The sequence below is a fragment of the Bradyrhizobium sp. URHA0013 genome, assembly GCF_000518345.1.
GTDB lineage: Bacteria > Pseudomonadota > Alphaproteobacteria > Rhizobiales > Xanthobacteraceae > Bradyrhizobium.
Genome location: NZ_JADK01000007.1, coordinates 89573 through 101656, shown reverse-complemented (window position 1 = coordinate 101656; position 12084 = coordinate 89573). Strand labels below are relative to the sequence as shown.

General features: G+C 63.1%; 12 protein-coding genes and 1 tRNA gene. 10 read left to right on the top strand and 3 right to left on the bottom strand.

Annotation, left to right across the window (positions count from 1 at the left end; translation table 11 throughout):
- Positions 1–2: 2 nt before the first annotated feature.
- The 6 genes from N551_RS0110600 (at position 3) to N551_RS0110575 (ending at position 5840) form a co-directional block, all read left to right on the top strand.
- Positions 3–389 (top strand): GrlR family regulatory protein, encoded by a 387-nt coding sequence (locus N551_RS0110600; RefSeq protein WP_027566966.1) that lies wholly within the window; start codon positions 3–5, stop codon positions 387–389.
- 110 nt (positions 390–499) lie between these two features.
- Complete coding sequence (locus N551_RS0110595) at positions 500–1753, top strand: DUF1236 domain-containing protein (protein WP_027566965.1); 1254 nt, start codon at positions 500–502, stop codon at positions 1751–1753.
- Between the two features lie 584 nt (positions 1754–2337).
- The gene (ilvD, locus tag N551_RS0110590; RefSeq protein ID WP_027566964.1) at positions 2338–4188 is read left to right on the top strand and encodes a dihydroxy-acid dehydratase; all 1851 of its coding nucleotides are present in this window, start codon (positions 2338–2340) and stop codon (positions 4186–4188) included.
- A gap of 235 nt (positions 4189–4423) precedes the next feature.
- Positions 4424–4747, top strand: coding sequence for a hypothetical protein (locus N551_RS0110585; RefSeq protein ID WP_035961287.1), 324 nt, complete (start codon positions 4424–4426; stop codon positions 4745–4747).
- A 284-nt stretch (positions 4748–5031) separates the two neighbouring features.
- Positions 5032–5121 (top strand) — tRNA-Ser (locus tag N551_RS0110580).
- Between the two features lie 383 nt (positions 5122–5504).
- A complete protein-coding gene (locus N551_RS0110575; protein WP_027566962.1) occupies positions 5505–5840 on the top strand; it encodes a zinc ribbon domain-containing protein in 336 nt (111 codons plus the stop codon).
- Positions 5841–6541: 701 nt separating this feature from the next.
- Here the strand turns inward: N551_RS0110575 and N551_RS35310 are convergent.
- Complete coding sequence (locus N551_RS35310; RefSeq protein WP_051462681.1) at positions 6542–6790, bottom strand: hypothetical protein; 249 nt, start codon at positions 6788–6790, stop codon at positions 6542–6544.
- Positions 6791–6806: 16 nt separating this feature from the next.
- Positions 6807–6986 carry a hypothetical protein gene (locus N551_RS0110560; protein ID WP_027566961.1) on the bottom strand — a complete coding sequence of 60 codons (180 nt, stop codon included), beginning with the start codon at positions 6984–6986 and terminating at the stop codon, positions 6807–6809.
- Positions 6987–7506: 520 nt separating this feature from the next.
- On the opposite strand from N551_RS0110560, the gene N551_RS0110555 reads away from it, so the two are divergent.
- Positions 7507–8250, top strand: coding sequence for a DUF2786 domain-containing protein (locus N551_RS0110555; protein WP_027566960.1), 744 nt, complete (start codon positions 7507–7509; stop codon positions 8248–8250).
- Positions 8251–8290: 40 nt separating this feature from the next.
- Here the strand turns inward: N551_RS0110555 and N551_RS39650 are convergent, their stop codons facing one another.
- Positions 8291–8497 (bottom strand): hypothetical protein, encoded by a 207-nt coding sequence (locus tag N551_RS39650; protein ID WP_007591053.1) that lies wholly within the window; start codon positions 8495–8497, stop codon positions 8291–8293.
- 307 nt (positions 8498–8804) lie between these two features.
- On the opposite strand from N551_RS39650, the gene N551_RS0110545 reads away from it, so the two are divergent.
- From N551_RS0110545 to N551_RS0110535, 3 genes are read left to right on the top strand one after another with little or no spacing between them, the layout of a single operon-like run.
- The gene (locus N551_RS0110545; protein ID WP_027566959.1) at positions 8805–9101 is read left to right on the top strand and encodes a hypothetical protein; all 297 of its coding nucleotides are present in this window, start codon (positions 8805–8807) and stop codon (positions 9099–9101) included.
- An 8-nt stretch (positions 9102–9109) separates the two neighbouring features.
- Complete coding sequence (locus N551_RS0110540) at positions 9110–11329, top strand: VTT domain-containing protein (protein ID WP_245287756.1); 2220 nt, start codon at positions 9110–9112, stop codon at positions 11327–11329.
- The gene (locus N551_RS0110535; RefSeq protein WP_035961244.1) at positions 11329–12033 is read left to right on the top strand and encodes an endonuclease/exonuclease/phosphatase family protein; all 705 of its coding nucleotides are present in this window, start codon (positions 11329–11331) and stop codon (positions 12031–12033) included. The genes N551_RS0110540 and N551_RS0110535 overlap by 1 nt, the downstream gene beginning before the upstream one ends.
- Positions 12034–12084 lie beyond the last annotated feature (51 nt).

Here is a 12084-nt window from a genome sequence, read left to right as displayed (position 1 = left end):
CGATGTCGGCCGGCGATGGGCCCGAGCAGGGCGGCAACCCACAGAAGGTCCTCAACGGCCTCTACATCTTTGAGATCGAGATGCGCGACGGCAAGCGCGGCCAGGCCAAAGGCGTCGTCGTGCTCTGCGACGGCCGCATCATGGGCGGCGACAGCTATTTCTACTACACCGGCAGCTACACCTTCCGGAACGGAAAATGGCGCGGCGATATGACCGTCAATCAGCACACCGAGGCCGTCGGCAAGCCGCTCGCGTTCGGCGGCAGGGAAGTGACCTGCGGCTTTTCGGGCGACTATTCCGCCGACGGCGCCGAGGTTGAAGGCATGGCGCTGGTTGGCAAGACCAGCGTGACATTCACGGCGCGGCTCACGATGAAGGACCCGATGTGAGACCGGCCTGAGATGTGAGACCCGCGTGATCGGCCCTCGTTCCTGACCAGGAACCTTCGCACCCACAGAACGTTCGCGTCTGTTGTTGCGGATTTCCGAGGAGAGGGACCATGCGCAAGCACTTGATGTTATCGACTGCAGCGATCGGACTGATGCTTGCTTCCGGCTTCGCCCACGCCCAGGCGCCCGGTGAGCGTAGAGACGAGCCGAGACGGACCGAGGAGCCGGCGAAAGGCGCCGCACCGCAGCGCGGCGGCGCCCAAGAGCGTGTTCAAGAGCGCGCGCAGGGCGCCCAGGACCGATTGCAGGGCGCTGGCCGCGAGGAGAAGGGCGGCGCTGCCAGGCAGGACGCGAGTGACGACAAGCGCCAGCCGGCGAGTTCTGCCGAGCGCAACCAGCCGAAGTCGAAGGATCAGGCACAAGAATCCCGCGAGCCTTCGCGCGATCGCAATCGCGATGCCGAGAGCACGAAACCGGGACGCGACAGCAAGAGCAGAGCCGAGACGAAGCAGGACAAATCGGCGCCGCAGAAATCAACGGCCGAGTCCGAGAAGTCCAAGTCCGGCACGTCTAGCCAGCAGAACGAGCGCACGGGTGCCGCGGCCAACCAGAACGAGCGCAACCAGACCCAGCCGCCGCGCAACGCGGCTGACCAGCAGCAGCCGGCGCAACAGAACAATCGACCGGCCACCGCGACCGACACGAACCGGACGGCCCCGACCAACAATGCGCAGACCGCGCCCGCCACCTCGGGCACGCAGACCAATCAAGCCAACCAGACGACGCAGACCAACACGCAGGCTAATCAGCAGACGCAGGTGACGTCCGAGAAGCAGGTGCGGATCTCCGAAACGGTGAGCCGTGCACGCCTGGCGGAGCCGGAGCGTAATCTGAACATTTCGATCCGGGTCGGCGAGACCATTCCCTCGCGCGTGCGCCTTCACAGGCTTCCGCCCGAGATCGTCTCGATCGAGCCTGAATATCGAGACTACGAATATTTCGCGACCGGTGACGACGTCGTCATTGTGGAGCCGCGGACGCATCGCATCGTCAGCCAGGTCCCTCGCGATCCGTCGCGAGCCCGCGCCCAGATGAGCGGCGGCACCTCATCGGGAATGGCGGCCGCGGGGGGCAGCAATGTGAACTGCCAGATCATGCGGCGTGACGCCTCGGGCAATGTGGCCCAGGCAGAACCCTCCACCGTAGGCTCGACCGCACGAAACGATTCCCTGAGCGTGACCGTCCAGATGCCCGGCGGCGGCTCGTCCGCGCCGATCGCCCTCGGCGCTGCCGCGGGCAACATCGTGGTCGCGACGCAAGGGCAGGGCGACTGCACGGTAACGATCGAGCCGCAGACGCGCTAAGCGCCCGGGTCGGCATAACGACGCCAAAACGACTTCGCGCCGCACGGCTGATCAAGCCGGCGGCGCGAAATCACGTTCAATCTAGAAAGTCCCGAGGTCCGGAGTGCCTAGGAGTCCGGACCTCGTAACCTTGCCCCAGCCTTTGATCCCCCCGCCCCATGTGGTCCCCCAACCCCGTGGTGCGCGATCAGAGGGTGATGCCCTTGGAAGGCCGCCGATCGATGCCCGCGATGTACGCGACATCGGAATAGGATTCCATTCCGGACGACTACGGATTTTATCGTGCTTGCATTTGCGCGGTGCATGCGCCTGCACGCGCGATTGCCCGAAACCAATGCAAGCGCGCGCCGACTTGTAGCCTGGATGGAGCGCAGCGTAATCCGGGGCCGGTCTCGTCCTCCGGCGCGCACTTGCCCTGCGCTCCATCCGCGCTACGAAGAGCCCGCGCCGGGAGCAGGGGAGCCCTGTCCGGCTCAAGTTCCCGTTGCGCGCGTTCCCCCCGTGCGCTATCCGGCCGGAAAGGCCTGAGGCGGCTTCGAAATTTTGCCGCGCCCGGCCAGCCAAACCCGAGGACGGAATCCGCCATGCCAGCCTATCGCTCCCGCACCACCACCCACGGCCGCAACATGGCGGGCGCCCGCGGCCTCTGGCGCGCGACTGGCATGAAGGACGGCGATTTCGGCAAGCCGATCATCGCGGTGGTCAATTCCTTCACCCAGTTCGTGCCCGGCCACGTCCATCTCAAGGACCTCGGCCAGCTTGTCGCCCGCGAGATCGAGCAGGCCGGCGGCGTGGCGAAAGAGTTCAACACCATCGCGGTCGACGACGGCATCGCCATGGGCCATGACGGCATGCTCTACAGCCTGCCGTCGCGCGAGCTCATCGCCGACAGCGTCGAGTACATGGTCAATGCGCATTGCGCCGACGGCATGGTCTGCATCTCCAATTGCGACAAGATCACCCCCGGCATGCTGATGGCCGCGCTGCGGCTCAACATCCCCGCCGTGTTCGTCTCGGGCGGACCGATGGAGGCCGGCAAGGTCACGCTGCAGGGCAAGACCAAGGCGGTCGACCTGATCGATGCCATGGTCGCAGCCGCCGACTCCAAGGTCAGCGACGAGGACGTCAAGGTGATCGAGCGCTCGGCGTGCCCGACCTGCGGCTCGTGCTCGGGCATGTTCACGGCCAATTCGATGAACTGCCTCACGGAAGCCCTTGGCCTTGCGCTCCCCGGCAACGGCACGGTGGTCGCGACCCACGCCGATCGCAAGCGCCTGTTCGTCGAGGCTGGCCACACCATCGTCGATATCGTGCGCCGCCACTACGAGCAGGACGACACTAGCGTGCTGCCGCGCAACGTCGCGAACTTCAAAGCGTTCGAGAACGCGATGACGCTCGATATCGCGATGGGTGGCTCGACCAACACGGTGCTGCATCTGCTCGCCGCCGCCCATGAAGGCGAGGTCAAGTTCACCATGCAGGACATCGACCGGCTGTCGCGCCGCGTGCCCGTGCTGTGCAAGGTCGCGCCGTCGGTCGCCGACGTGCATGTCGAGGACGTGCATCGCGCTGGCGGCATCATGGGCATTCTGGGCGAGCTCGACCGCGCCGGCCTGATCGACACCTCGGTCTCGACCGTGCACGCGCCGACCATGAGCGACGCGCTGGAGCGCTGGGACATCAAGCGTTCCAGGAGCGAGTCTGTCCGCACCTTCTTCCGGGCCTCGCCCGGCGGCATCCCGACCCAAATCGCCTTCAGCCAGGAGCGTCGCTACGACGAGCTTGATTCCGACCGCGAGAAGGGCGTGGTGCGCAACCTCGAGCACGCCTTCAGCAAGGACGGCGGTCTCGCCGTGCTCTACGGCAACCTCGCGCAGGACGGCTGCATCGTGAAGACCGCCGGCGTCGACGCCTCAATCCTGAAATTCGCAGGCCCCGCCCGCGTGTTCGAAAGCCAGGACGCAGCCGTGGAAGGCATTCTGGGCGGCAAGGTCGTCGCCGGCGAGGTCGTGGTCATCATCTATGAAGGCCCGCGCGGCGGCCCCGGCATGCAGGAGATGCTGTATCCGACCAGCTATCTGAAATCGATGGGCCTCGGCAAAGCCTGCGCGCTCGTCACCGACGGACGCTTCTCAGGCGGCTCGTCGGGCCTGTCGATCGGCCATCTGTCGCCGGAAGCGGCCGAAGGCGGCAACATCGGTCTGGTGCGGACCGGCGATCGCATCGCCATCGACATCCCGAGCCGCAGCATCACCCTCGAGGTCTCCGACGAGGAGCTGGCCAAGCGCCGCGCCGCGGAAGAGGCGAAGGGCGATGCCGCCTGGCAGGCGATCGGCCGTAAGCGCAACGTCTCGACGGCGCTTCAGGCCTACGCTGCGCTCACCACCAGCGCCGCGCGCGGCGCGGTGCGCGAGGTGAAACGGCGCTCGAAGTAACAGCGTCTCGTACGCGTGATCGCAAGCATCACGCACAGCGCATGGTCAACGAGTTCTGAACGGCCGGCGCAAGCCGGCCGTTTGCATTAAGGATGCCCCGACGAACTTCGGCAAAGCAAGGTTTTGCGGCGTATACTGGCAGCGACCTTCGCAAATCCATTTTGGCAATTGGGGCACCACAACAATGTCTCGCACTCTCGCTGTCGTTTTCTCGACCGTCGTCGCTGCGATTTCCATGACGAGCGCTGCTTCCGCCGGCTGCTACAATTGCTACACGCCGCCGCCGTGCACGACCTGCTACCAGCAGCAATATGTGCAGCCGCAATACCGCACCGTCGACGAGACCGTGATGGTTTCGCCCGGCTCCGTGGTGGCGCACCGCGCGCCGGCGCAATACCGCACCGTGATGGTGCCGCAGACCGTGATGGTGGCGCCGCCGAGCGTCCAGTACGAGCGCATCCCGCCGCAATACGCCACGCGCCAGCGCGTCGAGATGGTCCAGCCGGGCTATTCCTATTACGCCCCGGTGCAGATGAACTGTGCGTCCTGCGGGTACTGAGCTAAAGCAACAATGAACGGACTTCGCGCGGCGCTCCCTCGGGGGCGCCGCTTTTCTTTGCAGCTGGCAAACGAGGCCCGGAAACGGAAGCGACTCCAAACCGGGCCTCGCAACCGGCAACGCCCTGGGAGATGTCGCCAGTGTCCGGGATTGCCGAGAGGGCAATAGGGTAAGGGAACAGGCTGACGCTCGCCTGACAGATCCGATGCCGGGGAAAGGGGCGGGCGCCAACTTCGCGTTGCTATGCGCCGTCGACTGCGTTAAGCGACAGCCATTCCTGACTTGGAAGGGTGGCCGAGTGGTTTAAGGCACCGGTCTTGAAAACCGGCGTGCCCGCAAGGGTACCGTGGGTTCGAATCCCACCCCTTCCGCCATCTTCTAGTCCGATGGCGTCCTAATCCGTCTTTCTCTGTCGAAGAGGCGCTTGATCTAAATCGGCCGGGTTCGTTGGTTGGGCTTGGTGGCAGCGCGGGGTCCGGCAGCGTGCCCACGTGGTCTGGTGCCGCTCGGCGCCGGAACGGACGGCCTCTCCATTCCCATGTTCGCAAGCGGCACCCCTTCGGCGCCGGGTGGACTCTCCATGGTCGGCGAGAAAGGTCCCGAGCTGGTCAACTTTCCGCACGGCGCGCAGGTTTTCAACGCCAGTCAAACGCGGGGAATGCGGGGATCAGAGCGGCCCTGCTGTGGTCATGCGACGGTGTGCTGGGAGTAGCTGCCGAACTTGTGGACTGGCCGCCCCGCCGCTACGATTTGCGGCATGGGACGGACCAAAAAGCTGATCGATTGCCACGACTGCGACCACCCGGTTTCACCGAGTGCGTCGGCCTGCCCAAATTGCGGCTCGAAGGTGCCGTTCGGTCCTCCCATTCTTCACCGCAAAAGGCCCCCGATCTATAACGTCGAGGCGCGCAACGACCGCAACATGGTCGTCTTTGCCGGAACGCTGGGAGGCTTAGGCGCAGCCTATGGATTTGCGACAAGCGCGGGGCCGCTTAGCGCTGCGCTGCTGGTCACGTCGTACGGCATGCTGGGTGTCTTGGCGGGCGTCCCGCTTGCGGCGTTGTTCAACATCACGCGCCGGCTGTGGCGATAGCGCCCCCCGGAATCTGGGAAGTCCTAGCGTCGCTCCCGGCGCTCTGATCCGCAATTGATCGGCAGCCGGGAGCATGGGGGCTGGTAAGGAAGCGGTGCCATTTCTACATCCGAGTGACTATCCGGGCCGCTTGGGATTCCGGTAGTCTTACGGAATCCTTTTTCGGAACACGGTGTTCTACTGTGAGAACACCGGCGAGATTTAAGTACCAGTTTGTAATTTGACCGGGATGGCCGCAGTGGGGGCTGGAACCACCCTGCGGCCTTTCGCTTTAGCGAAACCCATTTCTAAGTTGAGCCGTACCGTCTCTGGGGCGAAGTCGGCGGAGAGTTCGTGAGCATTCAAATTATTATAGCCGCCATGCTGGAGCGCGAGCTAGCAGCGCGCGGCGTGCAATCGTTGGGACATTCCGATTGCATGGAGATCGTCGAGAACCTGCTCGGGCGACTGAAAGATCTGGACCGGGAGTTAGCTGCGCGAGGCGCCAACCAGGCGGTAGGCTCATGGAGAGGCGGCCCCGGGTCGGAGGGGCCGGGGACTGGTTAGACCGAGGCCGCGACGCGGGAGCTTTGGCATTCTCTTGTTCACGATGCAGGTTCGCGAGAGTTGCAATCGATCGCGGATCGATATTTGCGATCTGCGGTCTGGCAGGCGAGCAATCCGGTCAGCCGGGACGCGTCGCGCCGTGAGCACGATGAGTTTTAGATCGTCTTCCGGTGTCCAATGGTCGGTGCGTATTTGTCCGCTCCAGGCTCAAGATGCTGAGGCCATTCAATTGCCGTGCAGAAAAAGCCGCGTCGCTTGATTTCCCCTGCAAGAGCTTCCGCGCGCAGCCTCGCTGGCAATCCGATAAAACGCGTGCCGGCTAGCCTATCTGCTTGCACCTCTTGGCGAATGAACTCGTGCATCCGCAGAATGAACTGGTCAGATAGGCCTTCGAATTCGCTCATGCCAGCCAATCGCGCGTCAGCCAAAGATATAGGCAACCAAAAAGGTGGCTGGCTGCCAAGCGATGAACCCAATCGCCTCCAGCGAAACAGCTGTGGCCAGGAGGGCTACAGCGCTGAAGGTGAGGGGAATGACGAGATCAAAAAAGTTGTGGGGCTCGTCTGCATCTGCAGTTTGAAATGCGGTTCTATTGGACATTCGAATATTCCTCTATTTCGAGGTCATATCGAATTCGACGCTCTCAGCAAAACGTTCGCTGGGGTTAACCTGACCGCTAAACCTTAACAGTGGTCCAGTCCCTTCAGGAATGTGTCGCGGCACAAAACCGATCGACGGCCTTGATCAGTGTGTCTTTCAATCCACCAGTCTGCTGCCGACTACTCAGCAAGCGCAGGGATCAAAGCCGGCTGACTGCAAGCTCGCGATACTGTGAACAAGACGCAGCCGCCAACGCCAAGGCGCCAACGCAACCTCGTTGGGCTTGTGGTGGTCTGCTCCCGACAATGATTTGTCAGCTGCGGTGGAAATAGAGCGAGAACGTCGATTGTAGTGAATCCTCGTCTCTGCATTTTATAGTCAGTGCGGCGAGTCGTGCACCGCACGTAGAAGGAGTGAGGTCCGTTCGAAAAAAGTCGAAGATCAATACAGTTGACAAGAGACCCCTCCCGCCGGTCTATCCGACCGGTTCTATCCGTCGCGTTTCCCCGGCAGGTAATCAGTGCATCAGACCTCCACTCCGGCCTCCCTCGACAAGCTGAAGCTCCGCATTCAGGCGTTGCGTTCCAAGACGATCGCCAATGGCTGCACCGAGGACGAGGCACTGTCTGCGGCCGCCAAGGTCGCCGAGCTGCTGGATCGACATGATCTGTCGCTCTCCGACGTCGAACTGCGCGCGTCGTCGTGCGAGCGGAGGGTCTACGAGACTTTTCGCAAGAAGCGCATTCCGCTGGACGACTGCGTCGGCGCGATCGCTCATTTCTGCGATTGTCGGGTCTGGCGCGAGAAGAACGCGGCCGGCGACAACCGCTACGTGTTCTTCGGTCTCGGCGCGGATGTCGAGGTCGCGCATTATCTGGCCGAATTGATCGACGGTGCCGTGCGCGCTGACCTTGGCCGCTTCAAGACCTCGGTCGACTACGGCAGGTTCCGGCACCAAGAGCGGCATCTGGCCAATGCCTCCTTCGCGCTCGGGATGGTGGCGTTGATCGCGGACAAGCTGGTCGCGATCAAGGCCGGTCGCGATCAGGTCAACGAAAGCACCGGCCGCGGGCTGGTGGTTCTCAAGACGTCGGTGGTCGATGCGGAGTTCGACAAGCTCGACCTGAAGATGCGGACCCAGCGTAGCGCCAGCCGGATGGTGTCGATGACGGCCTATGAAGCCGGTGGCGCCGCCGGCGCGTCGCTCGCCATCAATCCCGGGCTTGGCAAGTCGCAGTCGGGGACCACTCCCAAAGGACGCTGAACGCGTCGGGGAGGGCGTGCAGCTTCGCCGTCATCGCAGTTCAGTCGATCGACTTCTCGAGCTTCTGGGCTGCGCGGAAGTCGTCCATATGCTGCAGGTTCGGCCCGTACGCGGCCTCCTTGGTCAGCAGGTGGTAGATCCGGGCCACGACGGTTTGCAGATGTTTCATGCGTCCGCGCGGCATCGCCCGGGCCTTGCAAAGGGCTCGGACCGCATGCGCCCGGAAATAATCAAAAGCGTCTGACATCGCGGACATAACGTTCCGCTCGATGATTGGTTCTTGGATCTGTTCTTGCTCGCGCGTCCAAAAACGTCTCCAGGAACACTGTCGAATGGGAGAACTTAGCCAGGCACGAAGCTATGGGACGGGCGAGGCATATTCTTCTTTTTCTCGAACCGATTGGGATGTCTCGGCTCGCTGCTGGTCTCCGGGTTGATCACTCTCGCGCTGCTGTTCATGTTTGGGATCGTTCGGTTCTAAACGCCCGCGCGTTCAGGAACCTGGCCCTCGCTGACCAGTTGTTCGCACGCTGGTCCAGCCACGGAGGGCGCCCTTGGAAAGTACGATCATCGGAGAATTCGACACGCGCCGCGGCGCCGAGCTTGCGGTTGAGCATGTCGTGCAGGAATGCGGCGTGCCGCGAACGGACGTCTTCGTACAGCCGGTCGGCGACGCGAACACGTCGGGGACACGCCCGGCCGGTCCTGACGCCAAGACCGCGCCCGCGCCGGAGGGGCATCAGAAACTGGAAGGCCGGATCGAGGTTTCCGTGGATTTTCACGGCGATGCGCCCGAGAAGATCGCGGACGCCTTGAAGGGCGCAGGTGCAAAGGCGGTCCGAACCAAGTAGCGGCAATCGTGCGGGTCAGCGCCGTGGCTCAGCATGCGGGCAGGCCGCAGGCGAATCGTGGCCATGACGGCAAGGAACCCCTCGCGCGTTCGGTGCGTTTAGACGCGAATGCGAATGGCGAGGTTGACCTGCTTCAGAGCTCATCGACCCTGATTCCCGGCGACACCGTCTGGCGGCGGTGCAAGGCGCGGCGTGTGGCGGTTCTGAACGATGCTGCCGCTTATTTCGCGGCGCTGCGGGAGGCACTGCTGCAGGCGCAGGATCTCGTCTATATCGTCGGGTGGGATATCCATAGCGAAACCAGGCTGGTCGGAGAATCCGGGCGAGCGCATGACGGCTTGCCGGAGCAGCTCGGTCCATTGCTACGCGCGCTGGTCCAGCGCCGTCCCGCCTTGCGGATCAACATTCTCGTCTGGGACTTCGTCTCGTTCTACGCCTCCGAAAGGGAGTGGAATTCCGCGGCCAAATTCAGCGCCGACACCGACAGCCGCGTCCGGTTTCACCTGGATTCCACACTTCCATTTGGTTCGGCCCAACACCAGAAGATCGTCTGTGTCGATGGTTCACTGGCGTTCGTCGGCGGGCTCGATCTGACGATCAGGCGCTGGGACACAAGTGATCATAGCGCCGATCACGCCTTGCGCTGCGATCCCCAGGGCAAGCCATATTTGCCGTTTCATGACGTTCAATGCATGGTCGACGGGGATGCGGCGGCGTGGCTGTTCGATCTCGTGGAGCAACGCTGGCGCGCGGCGGGCCAACAGATTGACGATCGGCGCCCGCTGAAAAGCTTGCGCTGGCCGGCGAATGTGCCGGTCGAGGCTGAGCATATGCCGGTGGGCATCGCCAGGACCGAGGTGGTCTGTCCGGCGGGTTCGACGGTCAGGGAGGTCGAACGCTCGTTGATCGCAGCGATCCGGTCCGCGACGAGCTTCGTGTACATCGAGAACCAGTTCACCAGTGCCACCAGGATCGCGCGCGAATTGGCGGAGCAGATGCTGCGCGTGCCTTCGCTTCGGGTTGTGGTCGTCACGCCAAAACTGCATTCCTCGTGGCTGGAATCCCAGGCCATGCAGAACGGCCGGGGCGCCTTCATCGACTGCTTCAGCTCGGCCGGCGTCGCCGATCGCATCCGCTTCGTCTATCCGGTGTCGGGGAATGGGGACACGGAAGCGGCCGTGATGGTGCACAGCAAGCTCATGATCGTCGACGACCGGATCCTAAGGATCGGTTCGGCCAATTTAAACAATCGATCGATGGGCGCCGACAGCGAATGCGACCTGATCTTTGAAGCCGCATCAGACGAGCATCGGAATTTCATCGCCTCGGTGCGCCGTCGCCTGATTGCCCACTTCTGCGGTCTCGATGAACAGGCCGTGGCGCAAAACGACGATCGTCTTTTTGCGCTCCTGGACGACGTCTCTAGGGCAGGTGCGACGAAGGCGCTGCGGGACGTGGAATCTTCGGTGCTGACCAGCGCTCTGGCCACGATGGTTCAGCCCGTGGCGGACCCCGAGCGGCCTCTACATCTGGAGCGCGCGGCATCGCGCATGTGGAGCACGAAGACGATCATCGGGATGGTCTCGATAGCCGTAGCGCTTCTTGGACTGGCGATGGCCTGGTCGTACACGTCCTTAAGCGATTTCGCCGACGAGGGCCGGATGTCGACGCTTCTGTCTGCCTATTCGCAGTCCGTCTGGGGGCCGCCATTCGCGATAGCGGCTTTCGTCGTCGGCGGGTTGGTCGTGTTTCCGGTTCTCGTGCTCATTGCGGCAACTGCCGCCGCACTTGGACCCTGGCTAGGCTTCGTTACCGCGACGACGGGCGTCTCGCTCAGCGCCTTTGTCCTTTTTGCGATCGGACGGGCACTCGGCCGCGAACGCCTTCAGCGTTTGCTGGGGCGACGTACCGCGCGCATCCAGGAACGTGTGGTCGGCAAGGGCATTCTGGCTGTCGTCGTCATCCGGATGATTCCGATCGCGCCGTTCTCGGTGGTGAATGTCGTGGCTGGCGCGAGCTCGCTGCCTCTGCGTGACTTCCTGGTCGGAACGCTGCTCGGCATGACGCCCGGCATTCTCGCGATGGCAGTTTTGGGTGCTCAGATCGCTGATCTCGCCAGGAATGCGTCTTGGGTCAACATATTGCTGCTCGCACTGGCGTTCCTGGGCTGGCTCGCGATCTGCGCAGGCGCGCAATTCGTCGCGACGTGGCTCGCCGGGAGGCGTTGATGGCGCCGATGCGCTTCATGACGTGGAATGTGCACGGCACCTTCAATCTCAATCCGAAGTTCGATCTCGAGGGAATTTGTTCCATCATTCGCAAATGGGCTCCCGATGTCGTCGCGCTTCAGGAGGTGGATTCGCGATCCCGATCGGACGATCCGTTTGCGAAGCTGGCGAGTGTCGTTGGCGATCACCGTGTTCACGCCAAGTCGATCGTCACGGCGGATGGCGAATATGGCCAGACGCTCCTGAGCCGCTTCCCATTCTCCGGCCTGCCCGAGATCGTCGACGTGTCGTATCGTGAGCGCGAGCCGCGCCGAGCGATCGCCGCGGAACTGCTGACGCCGGTTGGCGATGTCCACGTGGTGGCCACGCATCTCGGCTTGAGCATCCACGAGCGCCATGCGCAGGCTCAGGCGCTGGTGAGCCTGGTGAAACCTGGAAGAACCGTCGTGCTCGGGGATTTCAACGACTGGTTCTGGATCAAATCGGTGCGGCGCGTGCTCGCGCAGGTCTGTCCGAACCGGACGCGGCTGCGAACTTTCCCGTCGCATCTGCCCCTGCTGCGGCTTGACCGGATCTATGCAACGTCCGACAGCCGGATCGGGAAAGTTTGGACCGACGAAGGGGCGAGGGCGTATTCGGACCATTTGCCTGTTATTGCAGACATCGAGATCCCGGCCGGGTCAAACGCACCGTCAGCGCGATAAAAAAGTTCTTTCCGCAGAAGGACTTGGCTACTGTGCATGGGGTTGTTTTCG

Coding starts and splice junctions, on each gene's coding strand:
- N551_RS0110600 (WP_027566966.1), top strand. CDS start 3: ATGTCGGCCGGCGATGGGCCCGAGCAGGGCGGCAACCCACAGAAGGTC.
- N551_RS0110595 (WP_027566965.1), top strand. CDS start 500: ATGCGCAAGCACTTGATGTTATCGACTGCAGCGATCGGACTGATGCTT.
- ilvD (WP_027566964.1), top strand. CDS start 2,338: ATGCCAGCCTATCGCTCCCGCACCACCACCCACGGCCGCAACATGGCG.
- N551_RS0110585 (WP_035961287.1), top strand. CDS start 4,424: ATGACGAGCGCTGCTTCCGCCGGCTGCTACAATTGCTACACGCCGCCG.
- N551_RS0110575 (WP_027566962.1), top strand. CDS start 5,505: ATGGGACGGACCAAAAAGCTGATCGATTGCCACGACTGCGACCACCCG.
- N551_RS35310 (WP_051462681.1), bottom strand. CDS start 6,790: ATGAGCGAATTCGAAGGCCTATCTGACCAGTTCATTCTGCGGATGCAC.
- N551_RS0110560 (WP_027566961.1), bottom strand. CDS start 6,986: ATGTCCAATAGAACCGCATTTCAAACTGCAGATGCAGACGAGCCCCAC.
- N551_RS39650 (WP_007591053.1), bottom strand. CDS start 8,497: ATGTCAGACGCTTTTGATTATTTCCGGGCGCATGCGGTCCGAGCCCTT.
- N551_RS0110535 (WP_035961244.1), top strand. CDS start 11,329: ATGGCGCCGATGCGCTTCATGACGTGGAATGTGCACGGCACCTTCAAT.